This window comes from Pseudomonas sp. S4_EA_1b, assembly GCF_016307435.1.
GTDB lineage: Bacteria > Pseudomonadota > Gammaproteobacteria > Pseudomonadales > Pseudomonadaceae > Aquipseudomonas > Aquipseudomonas rhodesiae.
The window spans coordinates 26,423-49,002 of sequence record NZ_JAEILC010000018.1 but is presented as its reverse complement, the minus strand read 5'-3'; the positions used below and the strand labels follow the sequence as shown (position 1 = coordinate 49,002).

Here is a 22,580-nt window from a genome sequence, read left to right as displayed (position 1 = left end):
CCATGAATGCACCCGTGCAACTTCCCGAAGCCCAGCGCCAGCGCTGCGAGGTCTGGACCCGCGTGATGGGTTACCACCGTCCGGTGGCGGCCTTCAATCTCGGCAAGCAGTCCGAGCATCGCGAGCGCCAGCACTTCGCCGAGCCGCGCTGAGTCAGTCCGAAGCCCGGGGCATCGGTGATGGCCCGGGCTTCGCCATGTCCGCCATTGGAGCCACGAGCATGCCTTCAGTGCCTTCGCGTCATGCCTTTCGCCCGCTGCGCATCGGCGGGCTGCAAGCCATGACCACCCTCGACTACCCCGATCATCTGGCCTGCGTACTGTTCTGCCAGGGCTGCGCCTGGCGCTGCCGCTACTGCCACAACCCCGAGCTGATCCGCTGCGGCGGCCCTACCGAATGGAGCTGGAACAAGGTGCTGGGCTTCCTGCGCCGGCGCCAGGGGCTGTTGCAGGCGGTGGTGTTCTCCGGCGGCGAGGCGACCCTGCAGCCGGCACTGCCGTCCGCCATGCGCCGGGTGCGCGAGCTGGGCTTCAAGGTCGGCCTGCACAGCGCCGGGATCAAGCCGGCCTCCTTCGGCCGCGCGCTGGCGCAGTGCGACTGGGTCGGTTTCGACGTTAAGGCGCTAGAGGAGGAGGTTGCGTTAATTACTGGTGTCAGCGCCAGCGGCCAGGCCAATTGGCGCAGTCTGGAGCTGCTGCTTGAGAGCGGTGTGGACTACGAGTGCCGTACCACGGTGCATTGGAACCTGTCCGACTGTCGGCGCCTGCAGCGTCTTGGAGAGCGTCTGGCGGGGCTTGGCGTACGGCGTTTCGCAGTACAACTGGCGCGCCCCCAGCAGATGCTCGACAGCGACTTGGGCAGTGCTGCCACGCCGGCCCAGGCGGCTGAACTCTGGCCCTATTTCGAGCAGCTATTCGAGCGTTTCGAGCTTCGCGCAAGTTGATTCACCAGCCCCAGAACTGTAACCACCAGCCATAGCCGAGCAGCGTATTGCTCAGCAACAGGGCCAGCATCGGAGCCTGGCGGCTGTGCCAGGGTAACTGGGTACAGACACGCCAGCCCAGGTACAGGCTCCACAGACCCGCGGCAACTATCAGCACTGCTCTGGCCTGGTTTACCCAGAGCAGTTGCAGGCCTTCATAGCGCAGCAGTTTGACGGTGGTCGACGACAGACCGAGAAACAGACCAGCAGCGCCAGTCGGCACCAGGCAGAGGGCCAGATGACGGGCAAAGGCGAGCGGCTTGCCTGCCAGCACACTGCCGGCAATCAGAAGCAGGTGAATCCCGCCGCCCAGGAGCAAGGCGCCGAGTACCAGATATAGGCAGATGCTCAGGCCATCCAGCCAGGTGAAGGCATCGTTGACCTGTGGGTAGTGGGTCAGTACCCACCAGGGCGCATCAGCCTGCAGAGGCCACAGTTGATCATGTGCGACCAGCCATTCGGCCATACTCTGCTTGAGCGCGATGAACCAGGGGCTGATCGTCCACTGGAAGGCAGCCATGGCCAGGCCAATCACTCCGTACAACAGCAGGCGGGCCTCCCACAGATTGCCGTGCTCCCCCAGATGCACGATCTCCTCATTACTGGAGCGGGCAATTAGCCGTACGGCGTCGCGTTGTCCGCTGCAGCGGCCGCAGGCGTGGCAGGCCGAAGCGCCACGCATGCGGCGGATGTCCAGCAACGGTGCGCAGTTGGGGGCGGGCAGATGCGGCGGCAGGTTGGCCTGCCAGCGTTCTTCACTGACCCGATAATGCATGGGCGCGAGCTTGGCCAGCAGAGCAAAAACACCGCTGACCGGACACAGATAACGGCACCAGACGCGCTTGCCGCGGCCATAGAAGAAACCGACCAGCATGGCGGCGATGGTCGATCCGCCGAGAATAAGCAGCGCAGCCTGGGCGTAGTCATAGACGCTGATCAGTTGGCCGTACAGGGTGGTGGCCAGGAAGCCTACCGAGGGCCAGCCAGCCCAGCGCATCCAGCGCGGGATGCCACGCCCCATACCGTGCTGGCTGGCCCATTCACTGAGAGCACCCTCCGGGCAAACTAGGCCGCACCACATGCGCCCGAACAGCACCACCGAGAGCAGCACAAAGGGCCACCAGATGCCCCAGAACACGAACTGGGCGAGCAGTGTGAGGTTATCGAGCATGCGTGCCTGGTTGTCGGGCAGAGGCAGGAGTGCAGGAGTGACCAGTAGCACGACGTAGAACAAGACCACAATCCATTGCGCTCGCTGTACAGCAACGGAATGGCGGCGCAGACCGTTGCCTATGCCCATTAGGCAACGGCTGAATAGCAGTTTCATGTTGCGGCGCGAATGCTGGGTGAGTTTGCCCTGGGTCGCCTTAGCCACCAGGCCAGCAGCCAGTATGAAACAAGTACGGCTACAGCAACCGCTGATGGCATGGCCCGGTAGCCGGTCATCCCGGCAATCAGCCCGCCAATGCGCGCACCGTCATCCAGCCAGGCCGAGGTATCCCAGAGTGGGTCGCCCAGCCAGCCATATAGCGCCTCAGGAAGATCCATCCCCATCAGCTGACCGGTGGTGCGATCCAGTGCATTCATCAGCATTGAGCCGCCTAGCAGCAGCAACAGGGTTTCACTGATGGTGAAGAACCGTCGCCAGTCGAGAAACCGGCTGCCTCGTTGCAACAGCACAAAGCTTAGCGCGCCGAGCGCTCCACCGAGGAGGGCGCCTGCGATGGTTTGTATGGCGCTGGCGGAGCCGACTGCACCATAGAGAAAAATCGCGATCTCGCTGCCTTCTCGGGCTACAGCCAGTGTCGCGAGCAGTGTCAGCCCACTGTGTCGGCTGTGCGCAAGGGCCTGTTGGGCTCGGCTCTCAAGCGCATTGCGAAGATTGCCGGCGTTTGGCGACATCCACACCACCATTTGCAGAATCAGCAAACTGGCCAGAGCGCTCATCGCGGCTTGAAACCACTCACCGGGAGTGCCGCTCATCCAACTGCCAGCCACGACCATCAACAGGGCCAGCAGGGCAGCCAGGGCGATGCCTGCAGCGACGCCCTCCCAGAGCTTGCGCAAAAGCTGGCGTGCATTGTATTGGCGGCTCAACCAGGCATGCAGCAGACCAATGACCAACAGTGCCTCGACGCTCTCGCGCCAGACGATCAATAGTGCCTGTTCCATGGGAACTCCTTATTGAGCCTCGATGTAGCCGCCGGGCAAATCGAGATGAAACTCATCGAAGAAGGTGTAGCGACCGGGCTTGAGTGGATGGATCACCACGAATGAGCTGACGCCTGGGCCAAGTACCTTTTCTACCCGCAAAGGCAGGCTTTCGAACTCGACCGGGCCCGCGCCGCGGTTATGCACGATGATCTTGAAACGTTGCTTGGCTGGAACCGTCAAGTGGGGCGGGGTGAAATGCCCATCACGTATCTCCAGCTCGTAGCTGGGCAGCGAGGCACTCCACGCTGGCAACGCCAGCGCGAAGGTAAAGACAGCAAGACATCTCATAGGCGTTTCCTGTGAGCTGAATACGTTACGGACTCAGTAGCCGCCTTTCTTACCGATGCCAGCGTAGGTGAAGCTGTAGTTCAGCTCGCAGGGCTTGAACCAAGGTGCCACGCCCGTTTCCTTGTCGGTATGGCGGCCGAAGGCGTGATGGTGACCACCCGGTGGTGACACGGTGCAGGTCAGCTGGTACTGACCCGGGCCGTCTAGTTTGATGTTGTCACCGTAGTGCGGGCCGTCGCTGGCGACCATGGCGTGGAAGTCACCTTCGATCAGCTTGTCGCTGCCAGCGCGCTGTAGGCGGTAGGAAATCTCAAGGTAGGGCACGAAGCTGCCTTCCTGGAAACCGTGATGGTTGTTCTCCAGAGCACTGATGTCAGCCTCCATGTGTACGTCAGATTCGGCGGCGGGTTTCATCATCCCCGGCGGGTCCATCTCGATTGGCTGCAGATATACAGCCCCGACCTCCATGCCGGCACAGTGTTGTGGCTCGCCGATGGGGTATTCGCGGGCAGAGGCAAAAGGGATGGCGAACATGGCGGCGAGGGGGAGCAGTGGGAGTAACTTCATGCTGTTTGCTTCCATAGCTGGGAGTGTTGGCAGCAGCTTAGAAAGCTTGAGTTCAATCAATAATGATTCTCGTCAATTTTATCTGGAGCATTGGAGATACCCAGATAGAGGTATGGTTCTGTAAAGCTCTATAAGCGATTTTGCCAAGCGAGCCATAACCTAAGAGCGGGACGTGGAGGACCAGAATCCATTGTTAACAGCCATACTGTTGACTCATCGCAACCAGGTTGCTCTAGTTGAGTCGGTGCAGTTGATTTCTCGCTGGTTCCAGCAGAACGGGCTGTCACATGTAACCGAAGCATTGCAGGTGCATATGGAGCAGGTGGTGAACAACGCCCTGCACATCAATAAGCTGCTTGAGGGGCTTGAATAGTCAGACAGGCCTCTTGCTAGCTACCTGCACTGGGTTTGTCTTGGGTCATGCAAGATGTGCATTGGCAACCGCCGGTGCTGAATGGCTTTGAAGAGGTACCGATGCGGGAGTGGTTTACTGGGCTGGTGCTGAGCGGTGGACAGGGCTCCCGGCTGGGGGGGGTGGACAAAGGACTGGTGCCGTGGTGCGGCAGGCCGATGGCAGAGTGGGTTGTCAGGCAGATGCGCCCACTGGTTGGTGAGCTGATTATTTCCTGTAACCGTAACGTGACGCGCTATGCCGCGCTCTGTGATCGAGCCCTGAGTGATGATCAGGCGGGCTACCCAGGGCCTTTGGCTGGAATCCTGGCTGGGCTACGCAGCATGTGTGGAACGCATCTGCTGGTGGCGCCTTGTGATCTGCCCGCTGTCGAATCGGAACTGCTGGAAGAGTTGCAGCAGTTGGCTCTGGCTCGGCCTGGGCAAATCGCCGTGGTGCGCCAGGGCGAACGCCTGCAACCACTGCTTTGCGTGCTGCCACGCACGCTGCTAGTCGACATCGACCGGGCCTGGGTAACTGGAGAGCGCAGTCCATGTCGCCTATGGCAGCGTCTGGGCATCTGCGAGCTGGCGTGCCGGGAGGATGATCCGCGTCTACTCAATTTCAACTGTCCCGAGGTTTTACTGGTTGCTCGCCAGTCGCCTCAACGTGAGTGGAAAATCTATGTTGATCATCGATAAGCGTAAGGCCATGGCCATCGCGCCGATTCTGCGCTTGGGCTTTCGTCCATTCTTTCTGCTCGGTGCACTCATGGCGGCGCTGGCCATTCCGCTCTGGGTCGCTGCTTTACAGGGCTGGTCGCTCCCCGCGCCGACGGGAGGTTGGCTGGCCTGGCATCGGCATGAGCTGGTATTTGGCTTTGCCGGAGCCATCATCGCCGGTTTCCTGTTAACCGCAGTACAGACCTGGACTGGCCAGCCAAGCCTGTCAGGCCGACCGCTGGCGGTGCTGGCTGGTCTCTGGCTAGTGGGGCGAGCCGCCTGGTGGCTACCTTCTACATGGCTATTGTTGCTGGTCAACCTGGCTTTCCTGCTGGCGGTTGCCGGCGTCATGGCTCGTCTGCTTTGGGCAGTGCGGCAACGACGCAACTATCCGATCGTGCTGGTTCTCTCGTTATTGGCAGCAGCGGATCTACTGAACCTTCTGGGCATCTTGCAGCAACATGATGGCTGGCAGCGTCAGGGCAGCCTGGCCGCCATCTGGCTGGTGGCGGCGATGATGACGCTAATCGGCGGGCGGGTGATTCCATTCTTCACTCAGCGCGGCTTGGGAAGGGTGGAGGCCGTTCAGCCATGGCCCTGGTTGGATTGGCTGTTGCTGGTAGGTAGTGTCCTGGCGGCCCTGTTGAGCGCGATCGGCCTGCTGTTGCTGCCGAGTTGGTTTGGCGCGGTGCTGATGCTGGTGCTCGGCCTAGGACATGGTATCCGCCTGTGGCGCTGGTTTGATCGCGCGCTGCTGCAGGTGCCGCTGCTGTGGTCGCTGCACCTGGCTTACGCCTGGTTGGTGGTGGCCTGTCTGGGACTGGCGCTGTGGCATGTTGGTGGCCCGGTGCCGTTCAGCCAGGCGTTGCATGGCCTGACGGTCGGCTCCATGGCCGGACTTATCCTGGCCATGCTGGCGCGAGTCTCGTTGGGGCACACCGGTCGTCCGTTGCAACTGCCACGTGGCTTCGCGGTGGCGTTCCTGATGCTCAACCTGGCCGCCTTGCTGCGTGTCCTTGGCGTGTCCTTTGCCTATCAGCCGGCGCTCTGGCTGGCGGCGGGGTGCTGGTGTTTGGCTTTCGCACAGTTTCTCTACTGCTACGGCCCGATGCTGTGTCGCACACGCGCCGACGGTCATCCGGGCTAGGGAGGATGTGTGCTTTATCTGTTACTGAAATTCGCTCACCTGACGGCTGCAGCATTCTTCATCGGCGGGGTGTTCTTTGAGGTGATGATCCTCAGCCGAGCGGCCAGACAGCTGGACGTCGAGCCCCGCGAGCGGCTGTCCAAGGCCCTCGGTCAGCGCGCACGCCAGGTCATGCACTGGGTGGTGCTGGCGTTGTATGGCGCGGGTATCGGCCTGGCTTGGCACTATCGCGCTGCGCTGGCCGATCCCTTGTCCAGCAGCTTCGGCACCCTGTTGACGCTGAAGATCTGCCTGGCGCTGAGCATCCTTTGCCACTTTCTCTTCGTGGTTTTCCTCATGCGTACCGGGCGCATGACGCCAGCGCGTTCTCGCCTGATCCATCTCAGCGTGCTGATACAGATGCTCGGCATTCTGTTCCTGGCCAAAGCGATGTTCGTGCTGAACTGGTAGGCGCAGGCCGCGTGCTGTGGACTGAGACTGCCTAGAAGGTACGGGTGGCTGCGCTGGCAAGTTGCTTGAGGTAGCTCAGGTCACACAGCACCCACTGGCGCAGGCGGCCGCGAAGGCGGCCAGCCTGCTGCCAGTCGGACAGCAGACGACTGAGAGACTCCGGACGGATTCCCAGGTGAGTGGCCAGCTGGCGCTGGCTAATCGGCAGGTTGAGCTGCTCGCCCTGGCGCTGGTGCAGTTTGAGCAGGTAAGCCGCCAAGCGCTGTGAGGCCGAGCTGGCGGTGAGCCAGTCGACTTCGTTGACTTGGCGATACAGGCGCAGGCTGAGGTTTTCCAGCATGCGCATGGCCAATACCGAATCGTTTTCGCAGGCCTTGCGCAGTGCCGCCCGGTTCAGGCGATAGAGCTCGCTGTCACACTGTGCTCTGGCGTTCATCGGGTAACGGCCATGGGGCATGAACATGGCGGCCTCGGCGATCAACTGACCGCTGTGGAACAGGTGAAAGACCCGTTCCTCGCCCTCGCAGGTAAAACGCATCATCTCCACGCTGCCGTGGCGCACCAGCAGAAAGTGCTCGGCGGCCTCGCCTTCGCGAAACAGCAATTCACCCGCTTCGACACGTAACTGCGTGGCTGAGCGGACGAGCATCGCCAGCAGCTCGCCGGGCAGATCGGCGAACAGGGGGACTGACGAGAGCAGTTGCAGGCAAGCGCTGCGATCTGCGGGAAACTTAACAATTGTCATTTGTAGCTGCTGTGCCGGCTGTAATGATGTGCGAATGAAGATAAGACTTATTCTCGTATCATTCAATCGGCCAGCTTGCACTCGGTTGGCTTCCTTCTGTCTAGCCGCTTGTGCAGCGTTGCTCGCGCCAGCAACGCAAGCCCAGCAGGAGGTCCTGCGCCTGGCCGGCCCTAGCGCTGTGGTCAGTTTCCCGTTGCTGCACATGGTCGAAAGCGGGGCGCTCAAGGCGCACGCCAAACGCGTCGAGTTCCGTCTGTGGCAGAACCCGGACCAGTTGCGCGTGTTGCTGGCCAACGACGAGATCGACTACAGCGCGGTACCGGTCAATCTGCCGGCTCTGGTGGCCGGACGCGGCCTGCCGGTGCGCCTGCTGAACGTCTCGGTGTGGGGGATCATCTGGCTGGTCAGCCGTGATCTGGCGATCCAGGGCTTTGCTGACCTCAGGGGTGAGGAACTGGTGATGCCCTTTCAGCGCGACCTGCCTGCGGTGCTGGTTGATGAGCTGTTGCGCAGCCACGGCCTGGAAGCGGGCAAGGACCTGACCCTGCGTCCTGTACGCGATGGCCAGGATGCCCAGGCCCTGCTGCTGGCCGGACGCGCCAAGCACGCGCTACTGGTGGAACCAGCGGTTTCCCTGTTGTTGTGGCGCAACCAGCAGCAGAACGGCGCGCCGTTGCGACGCGTGCAGAGCCTGGAGAATGCCTGGAACCAGGCATTTCCCGCGAACCCCGAGCTGCCCCAGGCGGGAATCATGGCCAGCGCGCGCATTGCCGAGCAGCACGAACTGGCGCGTGCCGTGGAGCAGGCCTATGCGCAATCGGCGCGTTGGTGCAGTGCTCAGCCGCGTGAGTGTGCGGAATTGGTCCATCGGCATTTGCCGCACCTGCCGGTGGCTGCCGTCGAGGAGTCGATTCGCGTGACGCGTCTGGAGTCCCGTCCGGCCAGCGAGGCTCGCGAGCAGCTGGAAGCGCTTTATCGGCTGCTCGCCGAGCGCCATCCACAGGCCATCGGTGGTTCGCTGCCGAACGCCGAATTCTACGGGCCATGAGCATGAACGATATCCGTCCCACCTCCTGGCGCTGGGCGTTGTTGGGCGCCGTGCTGATCGTGCTGGGCTGGCAGTTGCTGGCACTGAACCTGGGGCCGTTGCTGATGGCTACTCCGCTGCAGACCCTCAAAGCCATGTGGCAGCTGCCGTTTGAAGCTGACTTTCGTGTGCATGCCGGCGCCAGCTTGTTGCTCATCGGCCTCGGGGTTGGCCTTGGCTGTCTCTTGGGCTTTTGCCTGGGGCTGCTGGCTGGCCTGGATGCCCGTCTGCGCGGCCTGCTGGAGCCCTTGCGCTGGTTGCTGATGGCGACCCCGCCGGTGGTGGTCGTGGTGCTGGCCATGCTCTGGTTCGGCCTGGGCTCGGCGATGGTGGTGTTCATCAGTGTGCTGATGCTGGCGCCGGGCATGTACGTGAATACCGTCAAGGGCATGCTCATGGTCGATCGCGGCCTGTTGGAGATGGTTCGCGTCTACCGTTTCGGCCCGTGGCAGAAACTGCGTTATCTGTACGTGCCGGCCCTGGCGGCGCCGCTCGGTGCGGCATTGCTGATTGCCACCTGCAGTGGTGTGCGCCTGGTGGTGATGGCCGAGGTGCTGGGGGCTGAAAGCGGCGCCGGGTTTGCTCTGGCCAATGCACGCAGCACCTTCGACAGCGCCGGGCTGTACGCCTGGACCCTGCTGATACTGCTGCTGGTGGCGGCGCTGGAATTCGTGCTGCTACAGCCGTTGCAGCGGCGCATGGGGCGTTGGCAGGAGGCCGCCCATGCTTGATTGGTACTCAATCGACCTCGAGTTGGGCGGGCGCACGGTGCTCCGGCAGGTCGACTTTCGGCTACGAAGTGGCGAGCGGGTCGGGATCCTCGGCCCGAGCGGTGCCGGCAAGAGCAGCCTGCTGAGATTGGCGGCTGGAATCCTGAAGGCGCAGCGCGGTAACCAGCAGAGCAGCTTCCGCCACGCCGTGCTGGCCTTCCAGGAGCCGCGCCTGCTGCCTTGGTGCCGAGTGGCCGAGAACCTCGAAATTCCCTTGCGCGCGGCCGGTCGTGACCCGGCGACGGCGCGATGTGTGGCTGCCGAGTGGCTGGAGCGGGCAGGCCTCAGTGAGTACGCACGGTCTTGGCCGAATCAGCTGTCTGGGGGCATGGCGCAGCGCGTGGCGCTGGCCAGGGCGCTGGCGGTGGAGCCTGACCTGCTGCTGCTCGACGAGCCGTTCAGTGCGCTGGACCCGGCTTTGCGCAAGACCCTGATCGATATCTGCCGCGACTGGCTCGAGCAATCCGCGGCGGCTCTGCTGTGCGTCAGCCATCACCCGGGCGAACTGGTCGGCCTGGTTGAACGCTTCGTGCTGCTCAATGCGGGCGGGCTGCAGACGTTCGACGCCGCCGACCGCGCACCGGAGGTGCTGGCTGAGGCGCTCCACCAGACCCTGATGACCCTGGAGACTTCGCTACCGTGAGCTATCCCATTCTGCTGACCCTGCACCTGTTCGCCGCTCTGATCTTCATCGGCGCGGTGTTCTTTGAAGTGTTGATTCTTGAAGGTGTGCGCAAGCACGTGCCGCCCGCGGTGATGCGTCAGGTGGAGCAGGGCATTGGCAAACGCGGGCGCCGCCTGATGCCTTGGGTACTACTGGTGCTGTTCAGCGCCGGCCTGGGCATGGTCTGGCTGCGTTACCTGCCACAACTGGCCGACCCGCTGGCTTCCTCCTTCGGCACCCTGCTGACCCTGAAGATCTGCCTGGCGCTGAGTGTGCTCGGACACTTCTGCACGGCCATGTTCCTGGTGATCAGCGGGCGCATGAATTCCACCTATTTCCGCCGTATTCACCTGAGCGTGTTTACCCACATGGTCGGCATCGTGTTGCTGGCCAAGGGCATGTTTTACCTGAGCTGGTGAGCTTATTTCTGTTCGTGAAGGAGAGTGTCATGCGTCGAACCTTTTACCTGAAGTATCTTTCATTGACACTTCTGGGCGCTCTGCCACTGATGGATTGTGCTGCCGATCCGGTCGAGTTGGAGCCACTGGCAATCAGCGGTCAACGCCAGGCTCCAGCAAATCAGTCGGTTGAAGCTGAGCGCGAAGAGCTGTCCCGAGTGCCTGGCGGTACCAACCTGGCCACGCCGCAGAGCGAAACGCGTTTGGCGACCTTGCGTGATGCGTTGGACTATCAGCCCGGTTTGGTGATTCAGGACTTTTTCGGAGGCACCGATCAGCCGCGCCTGAACATCCGCGGCTCGGGTATTCAGAGCAATCCGGTCAATCGTGGCGTACTACTGCTACAAGACGGGTTACCGCTCAACGAGGCCGATGGCTCCTTCGTCATGGGCCTGCTGGAGCCGCGTAATGCTTCTTGGATCAGTGCCCGACGCGGTGCCAACGCCGGCAGCCCGGGTGCCACCACGCTGGGTGGCGAGCTGGAATTCAATTCGCTTACCGGTGCCGACGAGGCCGGGCGTTTGCGCCTGGAAAGTGGCAGTTTCGGTCGCCAGGCCGTGCAGGTCGCTGCCGGCCTGGCGGAGGCCGGGCAGATGCGCGGGTGAGCATCAGTCAAGATCAGTACGACGGTTATCGTCATCACTCTGCTTCGCACCGCACCTTGGTGCATAGCAACTTTGGCCTGGACTTGGGGGATGGCGTGGAGAATCGCAGCTACCTGTCCTGGAGCGATCTCACCTTCGAGATTCCTAACGTCATCACTAAGGCGCGTCTGGAAGATGATCCGCGTAGCGTGCTTGGAGACGGCAATACGGCGCAGGATCACCTGCTCAATGTATATCGGCGCGATCCGCATCGTGATACCCAGCAGTTGCGCCTGGCCAACCGCACCCAGTGGCAGGGCACTGGCTGGCAACAGAGCTTCGGTGTCTACGGGCAGAATACGGTGGACGACTTCACCGACCCGCTCAGCCATACCCTGACCGACAGCGACACGCTCGGAGCCCAGTGGAGCCTGGAAGGCGAGCAGCGCCTGTTCGACTATCGCTTCGGTGCTGGCTGGTCCTACAGCGACATAACCCGTGAGCTCTATGCCAACAGCGGCCAGGACGGCAGTCGCCTGCAGCGCTTCGGCGACTTCGACCTCGAAGCGCGTAACGTCGATCTGCTGGCTGGGCTGGACTGGCATCTGGCGCAGGACTGGACCCTGGTCACCGAGCTGAAATGGAGTGATGTCAGCCGGGATGCCAGTTCGCGTAACAGCAACGCCAGCCTGGATCAGAGCTGGGACTTCGCCACGCCGAAGATCGGCTTGAACTGGACGCCCAGTGAAAACCAGCGCTGGTACGCCAACATCAGCCGTAGTCACGAGGCGCCAACCTTCTGGGAGATTGTCGTCGGGCAGGTGCCACCTACTGCGCCGGCGCAGGCCACGGCGTCGCTGACTGAGCTCAATGTGCAGCGCGCGACCACCTACGAAATCGGCGGCCAGGGGGGTATTGGCAGCAACGAGTGGAGCTTGTCGCTGTACCACAGTGACGTGGATGACGAGCTGATCTCCACCTCCGACAGTCTGGGCGTCAGGGTAGGTACCTACAATTACGCATCGCGCACACGCCATCGCGGCGTCGAGGCGGGAATCAAGGGCCTGCTGCCGACCTCCGCCACGCTTGGCGGGGACCTGGCCTATCGCCTGGCCTGGACCTTCAGTGACTTCACCTTCCGTGGCGGCGAGTTCGAGGGCAATCAGATCGCAGGTGTACCACGCCAGCTGTGGGCGGGCGAGCTGCTTTATCGCCGCGGCCCGTGGAGCATCGGCCCGAACCTGCGCTGGTTGCCGCAGGACACCCCGACCGACCATGCCAACACCCGTAACAACTATCAGGACTCCTATGCCCTCTGGGGATTCAAGGCCAGCTACAAGGTCAATGAAGGGCTGTCGTTGTATCTGCAAGGTGACAACCTGAGCGACGAGGTCTATGCCAGCAGTTATGTGATCCGCAATCGCGCCGACGCCAGCCAACCGACATTCCTCAGCGGCAACGAACGCAGCCTGAGCGTGGGGATGGACTACCGGTTCTAGAGCGGGTGACGAACACGCGCCATAACGCTGGTCAACCTCGGCTCGGCTCGGCTTCGCGGCGCCGTGATACCTGCTCATCCATGCCGCCCAGCATTCTTCGAGTCGGGCCGGTGCTGACTTCGGCTGGTCTCACCGCCCCCCCCCCGAGGTGGATGCGATGGACTTTGCCTTCAGCACCAGAGTGGAAACACTACGCCGGCAGCTGCAGGATTTCATGGATACCCATGTGGTGCCGCGTCATGCCCAGTGGCTGGCGGAGGTGCAGGCCTGATGCCTGCCGGTTTCCTTCATGAACGACCTCAAGGCCCTGGCGCGCAGCGAAGGGCTGTGGAGCCTGTTTCTGCCAGCCCCGCGCAGCACCAGCGCTGGCTGCTGCCGCTACTGGAAGGCAAGATCCGTTCGGCCTTTGCCATGAGCGAGCCGGATGTGGCCAGCTCGGACGCCGGCAACGTGCAGACGCTGATCCGTCGTGACGGCGAGCATTACGTCCTCAACGGGTGCAAATGGTTCATCGCCAATGCCTGTCACCCGCAGTGTCGTCTGCTGATCGTGATGGGCAAGACTGATCCCGAGGCCGCGCCCCATCGTCAGCAGAGCATGCTGCTGGTGTCCTTCGATACCCCTGGCGTGCAGGTGCTGCGCAATATTCCGGTGCTCAACCATGTTTCGGCAGAAGGTCATGCGGAGATTTTGTTGCGCGATGTGCGGGTGCCGTGCGATCACCTGCTCGGCCAGGAGGGCGACGGCTTCATGATGGCCCAGGTGCGCCTAGGACCGGGGCGAGTGCACCACTGCATGCGCGCCATCGGCATGGCCGAACTGGCCCTGCAGCTGCTGCTGGAGCGCTGCCAGGAGCGCCGCACATTCGGCCGCTATCTGGCGCAGTATGCCAATATCGGCGACTGGATCGGCGAGTCGAGACTGGCTATCGAGCAGGCGCGTCTGCTGGTGCCGAAGACCGCCTGGATGCTGGATGAAGTAGGCGCCAGGGCGGCGCGCCGGGAGATCGCCATGATCAAGGCGTAGGTGCCGCGTATGCTCTGCCGGGTGGTCGACCGCGCCATGCAGGTGTTCGGTGCCACGGGCCTGAGTCCGGATACGCCGCTGGCGGACTTCTACACCTAGGGTCGCGCGCTGCGCTTCGCCGACAGCCCCGATGAGGTACATCTGCGCAGCCTGGCGAGCTGGGAGCTGGAGGCCAGCGCCCAGCAGCGCGGGTAGACGGCGGCCTATCTCACGCCGCCGGGTTGAGCCTCAGAACGGCAGGCCGTGGCCGAACGGCTGCAGGTGGGCAAGCAGCAGGAAGAACGAGGCCAGCACGGCATTGATCGACCAGGCCACGGTCAGGAAGCGGGCGATCTCGCCGTAGATGGGCTCGCGCACGTTGCCGGCGTTGCGCCAGACCGCGTTCAGCACCCAGGCGGTGTAGCTGACGAAGGCCGCCAGCAGCAGGGCCAGCGTTACGCTGTCGACTTGCCGGTAGAGCAGCAGGATGGCGCCAAACAGCAGGTGGCTGAGCAGCACGCCCTGCAGCCAGAACACTTGCCATAGCGGGCGACTGCCGGGAGTGTCGAGGTACGTGAGAATCTTGTGTGTATGCATGGTGCGACTCCGTTCGGGAAACTTCATGTTTCAGTCTAGGCGAGGTCAACAACGATTCGACCCGCGTATCGCGGGCCGAGCCTAGCCAATACACATCCAACGTATTTAATTAATCGTTCGGGCACCTCCTTGCGCGCGCAGCGGCACGCTCCTGGGGACAGGTGAGAAGAAGCCAATGACCACCTGCCAGGCCATGGCCAGGGCGCCGACGATGAACACCACGTCGCCGAAAGTACGCACCCAGCGCAGGGTCTGCAGCAGATCCTGCTGCATGAAGGCCTCGCTGCGGGCGTACCACAGGCCCTCGCTGACGCTGGCGTGGAACTGGATGATGCCGATGGGCAGCAGGCTGGTGGCAATCATCAGCACCAGGCCTGCGTTGAGCCACCAGAAGGCGACCTTCATCAGTCCCTGGTTGAACTGCATCTGCGGGCGGATATAGCGCAGCACCAGCAGCGTGAAGCCCAGGGCGAGGAAGCCGTAGACCCCGAACAACGCGGCATGGGCATGCACTGGTGTGGTGTTGAGGCCCTGCACGTAGTACAGAGAGATCGGCGGGTTGATCATGAAGCCGAACACCCCAGCGCCGAGCATGTTCCAGAAGGCCACGGCGACGAAGCACATCAGCGGCCACTTGACCCGCTCCATCCAGGCCGCACGGCTCTTCAGGCGCCAGTTCTCCCAGGCCTCATAGCCGAGCACGATCAGCGGCACCACTTCGAGGGCACTGAAGGTGGCGCCCACTGCCATCACTGGGGTGGTGGTGCCGGAGAAGTACAGATGGTGGAAGGTGCCCGGTACACCGCCGAGCATGAACAGCGAGGCCGAGGCCAGGCTGGCGGTGGTGGCCATGCGCTTGGAGACCAGGCCCATGCTGGAGAAGATAAAGGCCAGCGCGGTGGTGGCGAAGACCTCGAAGAAGCCCTCCACCCACAGATGCACCACCCACCAGCGCCAGTACTCCATCACCGACAGGTGGGTGCGCTCGCCGTAGGCGAAGCCGGCGCCGTAGAACAGGCCGATGGCGATCACCGAGGCCGACAGCAGGGCCAGCAGGTTCTTGTCGCCGGGCTGGCGGAAGGCCGGCAAGATGCCGCGCAGCATCAACAGCAGCCAGAAGGCCACGCCGGTGAACTTGCCGATCTGCCACAGGCGACCGAGGTCGACGTACTCGTAGCCCTGATGACCGAGCCAGAAATTCCACTCGGCCGGCATGATCTGGGCGATGGCCAGGTAGTTGCCAACGAAGGAGCCGAGCACCACGACCACCAGTGCCCAGAACAGCACGTCGACGCCAAGTTTCTGGAACTTCGGATCCTTGCCGCCGCTGATGATGGGTGCGAGGAACAGACCCGCAGCGAGGAAGCCGGTGGCGATCCAGAACAGAGCGCTCTGAATGTGCCAGGTGCGCAGCAGCGAGTAGGGGAACCACTGCGATAGCGGGAAGCCATAGAAGTCCTGGCCCTCCACCGTGTAGTGCGCAGTAGCACCGCCGATCACGACCTGAAAGGCGAATAGTCCGACCACCAGCAGCAGGTACTTGCCCAGCGCTTTCTGCGATGGCGTCAGGGCCACTAGGCTGAGCGGGTCGTGGGCCGGTGCAGTCGGTTCATCCTCCTCGTGATCGCGCAGGAAGGCCCAGGCCCAGACCAGGAAGCCGATACCGGCAATCAGGAGTATCACACTGACGATGGACCAGATCAGGTTCTCCGCAGTGGGCTTGTTGTCGATCAGCGGTTCGTGGGGCCAGTTGTTGGTGTAGGTGGCGTCATGCCCTGGGCGCTCGGTTGCGGCGACCCAGGCTGTCCAGAAGAAGAAGCGGGTCAGCTGCTCGCGCCGGGCGGCGTCGGGCAGGGTGTTCTCCTTCATGGCGAAGCTCTTGCGACTGCCTTGCAGGGCCGGGTCTTTGCCGAACAGCGCCTCATAGTAGGCCGCAGTCTGTTCGACAGCGGCGACGCGGCGTTCGCTGAGCACCAGCACCTCGCCTTGCACCTGGTTGCCACGGTATTCGCGCTTGAGTTGCTGGCGCAGCAGGGCCTGGTGGTCTTCGTCCACCTGGGCATAGGGCACACCGTAGGTGTGCTGCGCGGCCAGGTCGAGCCACGCCGTCAGTTCGCGATGCAGCCAGTCGGCAGTCCAGTCCGGTGCCTGGTAGGCGCCGTGGCCCCAGATCGAGCCGAGCTGCATACCGCCGACGCTCTGCCATGCGGTCTGCCCGTCTAGTATGTCCACGTTGGTAAATAGCAGGCTGCCGTCGGTGCTCTGCACCTGTTCTGGGATTGGCGGCGCCTGACGATACACCTCGCGGCCGAACCAGCCGAGTACGCAGAAAGTCACGCCGAGTACGGCGATCAATGCCCACCAGAGTTTGCGGTACTCACCCATGCTGTACCTCCTTACCGAGGGCACGCGGGAACAGCAGATTGTTTTCCAGGTGGATGTGCTGCATCAGGTCGCAGCGCAGCTCGTCAAGTCCGCGGTACAACGCGCGCCAGGTGTTGCAGGCATTGGCCGGTGGCTGCATGTCATCGGTCAATTCGACGACACGCTCCAGCGCTTCGCCGTGCTGGTCATGCTCGTAACGCATCACTGAGATTGGGCCACCTGCCATCGTGCCGCCGCCACGTAGGATCATCGGGAAGAGGATCTGCTCCTCCTTCTGCATGTGGCTTTCCAGCTCCTGTTGCATGTCGATCAACAGATCGGTCAGTCCCACTGGGCAGTGCTCACGACCTCCATGCACCTGCTCGACTCTCGCGGCGAGACGAATCAACTCCGGCAGTTGCTGACGGTGCACATCGTGGTAGCGCTGCAGAATGTGCTCAATCAGCCGCTCGTCCGCGACCGTGCGCCAATCCTCCGTGTCTTGGGCTTCGCCACTGAGAGAGAGCAAGCGTGCCTGTACGTGGTCGGCATCGATGCCACGTTCCTGTGCGGCCTGGCGTAGGCTCTTCTGACCGCCACAGCAGAAGTCGAGGTGGAATTCGTGGAATACCCGGGTCGCCCCGGGGATGCTGCAGGCGATATTGCCTAGGGTGCTGTCAAGTAGTGGGTGGCCATGGAGTTCTCCTATCAGACATATTGGTCTGTATGCTCCATCGCAAGCCCCGTGCCGCTTTTCAACTTGACGGAAATCAAGGGTTTGCGTGCCGCCAGGGTCTAATCTACCCGGAAGAAATCAGGTAGCGGATACCCGAAATGGTAGATTTCACCCCTCTGCAGAACGCCTTGCTCGCCGATCTGGCCAGCGAGCTACCATCTGCTGTACGCCTGCAGCGTCTGGTTGTCAGCCTGCGCGAAATATTCGCTTGCAGTGCGGTGGTGCTGTTGCGTCTGGATGGCGAAAGCCTGCGGCCGCAGGCTGCAGTCGGCTTGGCCCACGAAGCGCTGGGGCGCAGTTTCGTAATCGCCCGGCATCCGCGCTTGGCGCAGATCTTGGCACAGCGCGAGCCATTGCAATTCGCCGCCTACAGCGAGTTGCCCGACCCTTACGACGGCCTGTTGCAGGACAGTCCAGATGAGCCGCTACCGGTGCACGACTGCATGGGCATGAGCCTGTTTCTCGACGGCCGCCTATGGGGGGCTGTGACCTTGGATGCCCTGCGCCGCGGTACCTTTGACCGCAACGCCACCCAGCGCCTGCAGCGTTATGCCCTGTTGATCGAGGCAGCACTGCGGATGTGTCGCTTGGAAAACGAAATTCGCAGCCTGCGCCTGGCCCGACGGGAGGAGGGTGAGGTTGGTGACGAGACTGGCGGCACCATCCTCGGCGACAGCCCGGTGTTATGCCAGTTACTCGACGAGCTGGGCGTCGTAGCGGACTCCGAGCTGCCGGTACTGCTGCAAGGTGAGACCGGCGTAGGCAAGGAGCTGTTTGCCCGCTGGCTGCATGCCCACTCGCCGCGCGCGCGCAAGCCGCTGGTTTACGTCAACTGCGCCGCACTCCCGGAGACCCTGGCTGAGAGTGAGCTATTCGGCCATGTGAAGGGGGCGTTTTCTGGTGCCGCGCAAGAGCGCGCCGGACGCTTTGAGGCGGCCAATGGTGGCACCCTGTTTCTCGACGAGATAGGTGAGCTGCCGCTGTCAATCCAGGCCAAGCTGTTGCGCGCCCTGCAGAACGGCGAGATTCAGCGCCTGGGCGCTGACCGCCCAAGGCATGTCGACGTACGAGTGATCACCGCGACCAACCGGCGCTTGCACGAGGAGGTGCGTGAAGGACGTTTCCGCGCCGACCTCTACCACCGCCTTTCTGTCTACCCGGTGCACATACCGCCGTTGCGCGAGCGCGGCCGGGACGTGCTGGTGCTGGCCGGGCATTTCCTCGAACTCAACCGTGCCCGCCTGGGCCTGCGCTGCCTGCGCCTGTCCGCCGATGCTGAGCGCGCCTTGCTGACCTACTCCTGGCCGGGCAACGTGCGTGAGCTGGAGCATGTGATCAGCCGCCCCGCGCTCAAGGTGCTCAGCCAGGCTGAGTCGCGCACCGCATTGCTCAGTATCGAGGCACCTTGGCTTGGGCTGGATGGCCCGGCGCCGGTGCCGAGCAGCGTCCCGTCGGCTGTGCCGCTGGTACCCAGCGAAAGCCTGCACCAGGCTGTGGACCGCTATCAGCGCGAACTGATCCAGAACACTCTGGCGCAGCATGGCGGCAAATGGGCCACCGCCGCACGGGCGCTGGCAATCGACCCGAGCAATCTGCGTAAGCTGGCACGGCGGCTCAACTTAATCTGACTATGGAGAAACCTATGCTGACCCATCTCGATGCCCACGGCCGTGCCAGCATGGTGGATGTCACCGACAAGACGGTGACCTGCCGCGAGGCCGTAGCCGAAGCCCGCGTGCGCATGCTGCCGGCGACACTGGCGATGATCGCCGATGGGCATCACCCCAAGGGCGACGTTTTCGCTGTGGCGCGCATCGCCGGTATCCAGGCGGCGAAGAAGACTTCCGACCTCATTCCCCTGTGCCATCCGCTCATGCTCACAAGCGTCAAGGTCGAGCTTGAGGCCGAGGGCGAGGACTGCGTGCATATCGTCGCGCGCTGCAAACTGGCAGGGCAGACGGGCGTGGAGATGGAGGCGCTGACTGCTGCAAGTGTCGCCGCGCTGACCATTTACGACATGTGCAAGGCGGTGGATCGCGGCATGTGTATCGAGGCCGTGCGCCTGTTGGAGAAGAGCGGAGGCGCTTCGGGGACTTACCGGGTGCCTTGATCCAACGCAAGGTGGGCGCCAACGCGTGCCAGCAGACTGGAGCGGCCTCATGTGGAGAAGCGATCAACTGAGTGGCATGTGCCACCAGTAGCATGGCTACAGTCGGCTAGAACGGCAGGCTCCCATGCGCCGCTGGCTCTGCTCGCTTACTCAGCAGGTCCGTCGTCCAGGCGGGGATCCCGTCAGCATGGAATTCTGGGCAGGGCGCCCGGATTGTCTGCATGGCCGCCTGCGTTACCAATTGACTGTAGAGGGCGGCGCCACGTGCGTTTGGCCCCCTGAAAACTGAGGAGAGAAGTATGTTGGAAGTCCATTATTTCGCGGGGTATCGCGAGCAACTTGGGCTGGACCGCGAGTGCCTGGACTGGCAGCCGCAGCTGACCAGCGTAGATCAACTGCGCCAGAACCTGGTGGCGCGTGGCGGTGCCTGGTCGGCACTGGCCGCGCAAAACTTGATGTGCGCGTGTAATCAGGAACTCTGCGGGCTCGATCAGGTGCTGCAGGACGGCGACGAGATCGCTTTCTTCCCGCCCGTCACCGGAGGCTAAGATGAGCGTGCAGGTTCAGGCGCATAGCTTTTCCGCGGCGCAGCTGCTCGACCAGTTGCAGGAGCGCTGCGCTGGTGTCGGTGCGCTGGCTAGCTTCGTCGGCTTGGTACGCGACTATGGCGATGCGGGGGAGGTGCGGGCGATGTTCCTTGAACACTATCCTGGCATGACCGAGCGGGCCCTGGCCGGCATCGAGGCCGAAGCCAGAGTCCGCTGGCCGCTGCACGAGGTGCTAATCGTGCATCGTCACGGCCTGCTGCAGTCGGCCGAGCCGATCGTCTTCGTTGGTGTTGGCAGTGCCCATCGGCAGGTAGCCTTCGAGGCCTGCGCCTATCTCATGGATCAGTTGAAAACACGGGCGCCATTCTGGAAGAAGGAAATGTGCGCGCAGGGCGCTCAGTGGGTGGATGCGCGCGCTAGTGATGCGATCGCCGCACGACGCTGGTAGCCCTCAGCGCGACCGGTGCTGCGGTTGCTCGGCATCCGCCACCGGCTCAGGCACCTCGATGCCCCAGTCACCGTGCAGGTACCAGTCATCGCCGATCATCTCGGCCGGATGCATAGTGCGGTCCGCACCATTGCCGCATGCCAGCGAGTCCGACGGGCAGTAACGGTCGCACCCCCAGCAGATGCGTTCGGGATGACTCGGGTGCAGAGGGAATTTCTTGGCCATGCGAAACGCCTCCCGGCCTTGGTTTCGCGTTCAGGCTAATACCCAGGTACGTGGCAGCCTTGACCGTGGTCAAGGTTTGTCGCGTTGGTCCTTGGTGATACCTCCATTGGGGAATGGGCGGGACGCTCCCGCGGGCTCAGGCTGCGTCCAGTCATACTATGGAGGCGCCAAAATGGCTCACTTGTCTAACCCCGAGTTCCAGGCACTGTGCATCGCCGTGCTGACCGTCAGTGATACCCGCAACCTGGCCAGCGATGGCTCGGGCCAGACCCTGATCGAGGCGCTGGAGAGCGCCGGGCACGCTTTGGTCGAGCGGGCGCTGGTGCCCGACGACATCTGGCAGATTCGTGCACGCCTGTGTGCCTGGGTTGCCGACCCGCTGGTGCAGGTGGTGCTGATCACTGGCGGGACCGGCTTCACCGCGCGGGACAACACGCCGCAGGCCGTGGCGCCGCTGCTGGACAAGATGGTGGATGGCTTCGGCGAACTGTTCCGGCAGATTTCCCTGACCGAGATCGGCACCTCTACCGTACAGTCGCGCGCCCTGGCCGGCATCAGCAACGGCACCCTGGTGTGCTGCCTTCCCGGTTCGCCCGGTGCCTGCAGCACAGCCTGGAACGGGATCCTCCGTGAGCAGTTGGACTGCCGTACGCGGCCGTGCAATTTCGTGCCCCACCTCAAGCGCCTGCCAGAGCAGGCCACGGTGCTGTGCGGGTCGCGCGCATGAACGGCTGCGCTTGCGACCAGCCCGGGCTATGCCCGGTCGATGAAGCCATCGTTGACCTACTGGCCCAAGTGCCGACGCCGCCGGCGGTCGAATGGGTAGCCCTGGAGCAGGCCTTGGGTCGCACCCTGGCCGAGCCGGTACATGCCCTACGGTCGATGCCGGCCTGGGACAACAGCGCCATGGACGGTTATGCGCTGCGTGCCGCCGATCTGCAGGGCGGGCCGGGCTACCTGCCGCTGGCCGGGCGTATCGCCGCCGGCGATGCGGCGCTGGAGGAGCTGCCGTCAGGGCATGCGGTGCGCATCTTCACCGGCGCGCCGCTGCCACCTGGGGCTGACAGCGTTGTGCCGCAGGAGCTGGTGCGGCTGGAGGGCGAGGGCGTCTGGCTGCCCGTCTGTACCCGCGGCGACCATGTGCGTCGGCGCGGCGAGGAGTTCGAGCGCGGTACCTGTGTGCTGTCGGCAGGCATCTGCCTGCGCGCGCCGCAGCTGGGCCTGCTGGCCAGCCTAGGTATTGCCGAGGTGGCGGTGCACCGGCGTCTGCGCGTAGGCCTGCTGAGCAGCGGCAACGAACTGCGCGAACCGGGAGAACCGCTGCATCCCGGACAGATCTACGACGCCAATCGCTACAGCCTGCGCGCCGCGCTGCGCGGCTGGGGACTGGAAGTGGACGACTGCGGTGTCCTGGAGGACGAGCTGAGCGCCAGTCGCGACGCCCTAAGCCTCGCAGCGTCCGAATGGGATGTACTGATCAGCTCCGGCGGCGTCTCGGTCGGTGAGGAGGATCACCTTAAGCAGGCGGTGCGCGAGCTTGGCGAGCTGCACCTGTGGCGCCTGGCCATCCAGCCGGGCAAGCCCTTCGCCTTCGGCAGGGTGTGTGGTACGCCGTGGATCGGCCTGCCCGGCAACCCGGTGGCGGCGCTGCTTACCACTCTGGTGGTGGCGCGGCCCTTCCTGCTGGCGGCACAGGGGCGCAGCGACGTGTCGTCACGCGCACTGCCATTGCCCGCCGGTTTCGACTGGCCCAGGGCCAATGCGCGGCGCCAGTACCTGCGCGCCCGTCTCGAGGTCAGGGATGGTGAGCTGCGTGTGGTGCCACATGCCCAGCAGGGCTCGGCCATGCTAAGTGCCATGAGCTGGGCCGAGGGCCTGGCCGTGGTGGAGGCGGGGCGTACCCTGCGCGCTGGCGAGCCCGTGGGGTTTCTGGCGCTCGACAGCCTGCTGGCATGAGTGGCTTGACCACAATCAAGGCG

At 63.4% G+C, this 22,580-nt stretch carries 28 protein-coding genes and 1 pseudogene; 20 read left to right on the top strand and 9 right to left on the bottom strand.

The features are described from left to right. The first annotated feature begins 2 nt into the window (after positions 1–2). Both nrdD and YA0848_RS07115 read left to right on the top strand, forming a co-directional pair. Positions 3–152, top strand: a complete 150-nt coding sequence (gene nrdD / locus YA0848_RS36375; protein WP_021701980.1) for an anaerobic ribonucleoside-triphosphate reductase — start codon at positions 3–5, stop codon at positions 150–152. Positions 153–220: 68 nt separating this feature from the next. Next, positions 221–943, top strand: coding sequence for an anaerobic ribonucleoside-triphosphate reductase activating protein (locus tag YA0848_RS07115; protein ID WP_123084446.1), 723 nt, complete (start codon positions 221–223; stop codon positions 941–943). A gap of 1 nt (position 944) precedes the next feature. Here YA0848_RS07115 and YA0848_RS07110 read toward each other — a convergent pair whose 3' ends face one another. The 4 genes from YA0848_RS07110 to YA0848_RS07095 are packed head-to-tail and all read right to left on the bottom strand — an operon-like array spanning position 945 to position 4,051. Further along, on the bottom strand, positions 945–2,309 hold the full coding sequence (locus YA0848_RS07110; protein WP_123084445.1) for a 4Fe-4S binding protein: 1,365 nt from the start codon (positions 2,307–2,309) through the stop codon (positions 945–947). Beyond that, positions 2,306–3,154 (bottom strand): FTR1 family iron permease, encoded by an 849-nt coding sequence (locus YA0848_RS07105; RefSeq protein ID WP_123084444.1) that lies wholly within the window; start codon positions 3,152–3,154, stop codon positions 2,306–2,308. The genes YA0848_RS07110 and YA0848_RS07105 overlap by 4 nt, the downstream gene beginning before the upstream one ends. Positions 3,155–3,163: 9 nt before the next feature. Next, entirely contained in the window at positions 3,164–3,484 is a 321-nt protein-coding gene (locus tag YA0848_RS07100) for a cupredoxin domain-containing protein (protein WP_047589287.1), read from the bottom strand. Between the two features lie 33 nt (positions 3,485–3,517). Continuing rightward, on the bottom strand, positions 3,518–4,051 hold the full coding sequence (locus YA0848_RS07095; RefSeq protein WP_123084443.1) for an iron transporter: 534 nt from the start codon (positions 4,049–4,051) through the stop codon (positions 3,518–3,520). A gap of 172 nt (positions 4,052–4,223) precedes the next feature. On the opposite strand from YA0848_RS07095, the gene YA0848_RS07090 reads away from it, so the two are divergent. From YA0848_RS07090 to YA0848_RS07075, 4 genes are read left to right on the top strand one after another with little or no spacing between them, the layout of a single operon-like run. Continuing rightward, positions 4,224–4,424 (top strand): hypothetical protein, encoded by a 201-nt coding sequence (locus YA0848_RS07090; protein ID WP_047589282.1) that lies wholly within the window; start codon positions 4,224–4,226, stop codon positions 4,422–4,424. 47 nt (positions 4,425–4,471) lie between these two features. Further along, on the top strand, positions 4,472–5,143 hold the full coding sequence (gene mobA / locus YA0848_RS07085) for a molybdenum cofactor guanylyltransferase MobA (RefSeq protein ID WP_232925057.1): 672 nt from the start codon (positions 4,472–4,474) through the stop codon (positions 5,141–5,143). Next, entirely contained in the window at positions 5,127–6,311 is a 1,185-nt protein-coding gene (locus YA0848_RS07080; protein WP_123084441.1) for an NnrS family protein, read from the top strand. Before mobA ends, YA0848_RS07080 begins: the two co-directional genes overlap by 17 nt. Positions 6,312–6,320: 9 nt before the next feature. Continuing rightward, complete coding sequence (locus YA0848_RS07075) at positions 6,321–6,761, top strand: CopD family copper resistance protein (RefSeq protein WP_047589276.1); 441 nt, start codon at positions 6,321–6,323, stop codon at positions 6,759–6,761. A gap of 31 nt (positions 6,762–6,792) precedes the next feature. Here YA0848_RS07075 and YA0848_RS07070 read toward each other — a convergent pair whose 3' ends face one another. Then, positions 6,793–7,506, bottom strand: coding sequence for a Crp/Fnr family transcriptional regulator (locus YA0848_RS07070; RefSeq protein ID WP_123084440.1), 714 nt, complete (start codon positions 7,504–7,506; stop codon positions 6,793–6,795). A gap of 118 nt (positions 7,507–7,624) precedes the next feature. Here YA0848_RS07070 and YA0848_RS07065 point away from each other — a divergent pair, with 118 nt between their 5' ends. The 7 genes and pseudogenes from YA0848_RS07065 (at position 7,625) to YA0848_RS07040 (ending at position 13,789) form a co-directional block, all read left to right on the top strand. Continuing rightward, positions 7,625–8,554: an ABC transporter substrate-binding protein gene (locus YA0848_RS07065; protein WP_232925056.1), complete on the top strand. Its 930-nt coding sequence runs from the start codon at positions 7,625–7,627 to the stop codon at positions 8,552–8,554. A 2-nt stretch (positions 8,555–8,556) separates the two neighbouring features. Then, entirely contained in the window at positions 8,557–9,324 is a 768-nt protein-coding gene (locus YA0848_RS07060) for an ABC transporter permease (RefSeq protein WP_123084439.1), read from the top strand. After that, positions 9,317–10,006 (top strand): ABC transporter ATP-binding protein, encoded by a 690-nt coding sequence (locus tag YA0848_RS07055; protein ID WP_123084438.1) that lies wholly within the window; start codon positions 9,317–9,319, stop codon positions 10,004–10,006. The genes YA0848_RS07060 and YA0848_RS07055 overlap by 8 nt, the downstream gene beginning before the upstream one ends. Continuing rightward, complete coding sequence (locus YA0848_RS07050; RefSeq protein ID WP_047585307.1) at positions 10,003–10,446, top strand: CopD family copper resistance protein; 444 nt, start codon at positions 10,003–10,005, stop codon at positions 10,444–10,446. The genes YA0848_RS07055 and YA0848_RS07050 overlap by 4 nt, the downstream gene beginning before the upstream one ends. Positions 10,447–10,475: 29 nt before the next feature. After that, positions 10,476–11,090 carry a TonB-dependent receptor plug domain-containing protein gene (locus YA0848_RS35915; RefSeq protein WP_232925055.1) on the top strand — a complete coding sequence of 205 codons (615 nt, stop codon included), beginning with the start codon at positions 10,476–10,478 and terminating at the stop codon, positions 11,088–11,090. Next, a complete protein-coding gene (locus tag YA0848_RS07045) occupies positions 11,087–12,568 on the top strand; it encodes a TonB-dependent receptor (RefSeq protein ID WP_332873544.1) in 1,482 nt (493 codons plus the stop codon). Before YA0848_RS35915 ends, YA0848_RS07045 begins: the two co-directional genes overlap by 4 nt. 157 nt (positions 12,569–12,725) lie before the next feature. Then, a pseudogene (locus YA0848_RS07040) lies at positions 12,726–13,789 on the top strand (acyl-CoA dehydrogenase family protein). Between the two features lie 33 nt (positions 13,790–13,822). Here YA0848_RS07040 and YA0848_RS07035 read toward each other — a convergent pair. The 3 genes from YA0848_RS07035 to ytfE all read right to left on the bottom strand — a co-directional run bounded on the left by YA0848_RS07035 (position 13,823) and on the right by ytfE (position 17,243). Beyond that, positions 13,823–14,170 carry a hypothetical protein gene (locus YA0848_RS07035; protein WP_047585311.1) on the bottom strand — a complete coding sequence of 116 codons (348 nt, stop codon included), beginning with the start codon at positions 14,168–14,170 and terminating at the stop codon, positions 13,823–13,825. Between the two features lie 105 nt (positions 14,171–14,275). Then, positions 14,276–16,555 carry a nitric-oxide reductase large subunit gene (locus tag YA0848_RS07030; RefSeq protein ID WP_047585314.1) on the bottom strand — a complete coding sequence of 760 codons (2,280 nt, stop codon included), beginning with the start codon at positions 16,553–16,555 and terminating at the stop codon, positions 14,276–14,278. Then, positions 16,548–17,243, bottom strand: coding sequence for an iron-sulfur cluster repair protein YtfE (ytfE, locus tag YA0848_RS07025; RefSeq protein WP_123084436.1), 696 nt, complete (start codon positions 17,241–17,243; stop codon positions 16,548–16,550). Before ytfE ends, YA0848_RS07030 begins: the two co-directional genes overlap by 8 nt. Before the next feature lie 125 nt (positions 17,244–17,368). On the opposite strand from ytfE, the gene norR reads away from it, so the two are divergent. From norR to YA0848_RS07000, 5 genes are all read left to right on the top strand, one after another. Continuing rightward, positions 17,369–18,898, top strand: coding sequence for a nitric oxide reductase transcriptional regulator NorR (norR, locus tag YA0848_RS07020; RefSeq protein WP_198712331.1), 1,530 nt, complete (start codon positions 17,369–17,371; stop codon positions 18,896–18,898). A gap of 14 nt (positions 18,899–18,912) precedes the next feature. Then, positions 18,913–19,380, top strand: a complete 468-nt coding sequence (gene moaC / locus YA0848_RS07015; protein WP_123084434.1) for a cyclic pyranopterin monophosphate synthase MoaC — start codon at positions 18,913–18,915, stop codon at positions 19,378–19,380. A 124-nt stretch (positions 19,381–19,504) separates the two neighbouring features. Beyond that, a complete protein-coding gene (locus YA0848_RS36620; RefSeq protein ID WP_080756960.1) occupies positions 19,505–19,669 on the top strand; it encodes a pyridoxine 5'-phosphate oxidase C-terminal domain-containing protein in 165 nt (54 codons plus the stop codon). A 10-nt stretch (positions 19,670–19,679) separates the two neighbouring features. Further along, positions 19,680–19,928 (top strand): molybdopterin converting factor subunit 1, encoded by a 249-nt coding sequence (moaD, locus tag YA0848_RS07005; protein WP_047585323.1) that lies wholly within the window; start codon positions 19,680–19,682, stop codon positions 19,926–19,928. A gap of 1 nt (position 19,929) precedes the next feature. Continuing rightward, complete coding sequence (locus tag YA0848_RS07000) at positions 19,930–20,376, top strand: molybdenum cofactor biosynthesis protein MoaE (protein ID WP_123084433.1); 447 nt, start codon at positions 19,930–19,932, stop codon at positions 20,374–20,376. Between the two features lie 3 nt (positions 20,377–20,379). Here the strand turns inward: YA0848_RS07000 and YA0848_RS06995 are convergent, their stop codons facing one another. Then, positions 20,380–20,601: a DUF3079 domain-containing protein gene (locus YA0848_RS06995; RefSeq protein WP_047585327.1), complete on the bottom strand. Its 222-nt coding sequence runs from the start codon at positions 20,599–20,601 to the stop codon at positions 20,380–20,382. Positions 20,602–20,773: 172 nt separating this feature from the next. Between YA0848_RS06995 and moaB the strand changes: the two genes are divergently transcribed. Together moaB and YA0848_RS06985 are read left to right on the top strand one after the other, a co-directional pair. Continuing rightward, positions 20,774–21,328, top strand: coding sequence for a molybdenum cofactor biosynthesis protein B (moaB, locus tag YA0848_RS06990; protein ID WP_123084432.1), 555 nt, complete (start codon positions 20,774–20,776; stop codon positions 21,326–21,328). After that, on the top strand, positions 21,325–22,557 hold the full coding sequence (locus tag YA0848_RS06985; protein ID WP_047585331.1) for a molybdopterin molybdotransferase MoeA: 1,233 nt from the start codon (positions 21,325–21,327) through the stop codon (positions 22,555–22,557). The genes moaB and YA0848_RS06985 overlap by 4 nt, the downstream gene beginning before the upstream one ends. The last annotated feature ends 23 nt before the right edge of the window (positions 22,558–22,580 follow it).

Coding starts and splice junctions, on each gene's coding strand:
- YA0848_RS07095 (WP_123084443.1), bottom strand. CDS start 4,051: ATGAAGTTACTCCCACTGCTCCCCCTCGCCGCCATGTTCGCCATCCCT.
- YA0848_RS36620 (WP_080756960.1), top strand. CDS start 19,505: ATGCGCCGCTGGCTCTGCTCGCTTACTCAGCAGGTCCGTCGTCCAGGC.
- YA0848_RS07105 (WP_123084444.1), bottom strand. CDS start 3,154: ATGGAACAGGCACTATTGATCGTCTGGCGCGAGAGCGTCGAGGCACTG.
- YA0848_RS07030 (WP_047585314.1), bottom strand. CDS start 16,555: ATGGGTGAGTACCGCAAACTCTGGTGGGCATTGATCGCCGTACTCGGC.
- YA0848_RS07070 (WP_123084440.1), bottom strand. CDS start 7,506: ATGACAATTGTTAAGTTTCCCGCAGATCGCAGCGCTTGCCTGCAACTG.
- YA0848_RS07080 (WP_123084441.1), top strand. CDS start 5,127: ATGTTGATCATCGATAAGCGTAAGGCCATGGCCATCGCGCCGATTCTG.
- YA0848_RS07035 (WP_047585311.1), bottom strand. CDS start 14,170: ATGCATACACACAAGATTCTCACGTACCTCGACACTCCCGGCAGTCGC.
- moaC (WP_123084434.1), top strand. CDS start 18,913: ATGCTGACCCATCTCGATGCCCACGGCCGTGCCAGCATGGTGGATGTC.
- YA0848_RS07110 (WP_123084445.1), bottom strand. CDS start 2,309: ATGAAACTGCTATTCAGCCGTTGCCTAATGGGCATAGGCAACGGTCTG.
- YA0848_RS07115 (WP_123084446.1), top strand. CDS start 221: ATGCCTTCAGTGCCTTCGCGTCATGCCTTTCGCCCGCTGCGCATCGGC.
- YA0848_RS07055 (WP_123084438.1), top strand. CDS start 9,317: ATGCTTGATTGGTACTCAATCGACCTCGAGTTGGGCGGGCGCACGGTG.
- YA0848_RS07100 (WP_047589287.1), bottom strand. CDS start 3,484: ATGAGATGTCTTGCTGTCTTTACCTTCGCGCTGGCGTTGCCAGCGTGG.
- mobA (WP_232925057.1), top strand. CDS start 4,472: ATGCAAGATGTGCATTGGCAACCGCCGGTGCTGAATGGCTTTGAAGAG.
- YA0848_RS35915 (WP_232925055.1), top strand. CDS start 10,476: ATGCGTCGAACCTTTTACCTGAAGTATCTTTCATTGACACTTCTGGGC.
- norR (WP_198712331.1), top strand. CDS start 17,369: ATGGTAGATTTCACCCCTCTGCAGAACGCCTTGCTCGCCGATCTGGCC.
- YA0848_RS06995 (WP_047585327.1), bottom strand. CDS start 20,601: ATGGCCAAGAAATTCCCTCTGCACCCGAGTCATCCCGAACGCATCTGC.
- YA0848_RS06985 (WP_047585331.1), top strand. CDS start 21,325: ATGAACGGCTGCGCTTGCGACCAGCCCGGGCTATGCCCGGTCGATGAA.
- YA0848_RS07000 (WP_123084433.1), top strand. CDS start 19,930: ATGAGCGTGCAGGTTCAGGCGCATAGCTTTTCCGCGGCGCAGCTGCTC.
- moaD (WP_047585323.1), top strand. CDS start 19,680: ATGTTGGAAGTCCATTATTTCGCGGGGTATCGCGAGCAACTTGGGCTG.
- nrdD (WP_021701980.1), top strand. CDS start 3: ATGAATGCACCCGTGCAACTTCCCGAAGCCCAGCGCCAGCGCTGCGAG.
- moaB (WP_123084432.1), top strand. CDS start 20,774: ATGGCTCACTTGTCTAACCCCGAGTTCCAGGCACTGTGCATCGCCGTG.
- YA0848_RS07060 (WP_123084439.1), top strand. CDS start 8,557: ATGAACGATATCCGTCCCACCTCCTGGCGCTGGGCGTTGTTGGGCGCC.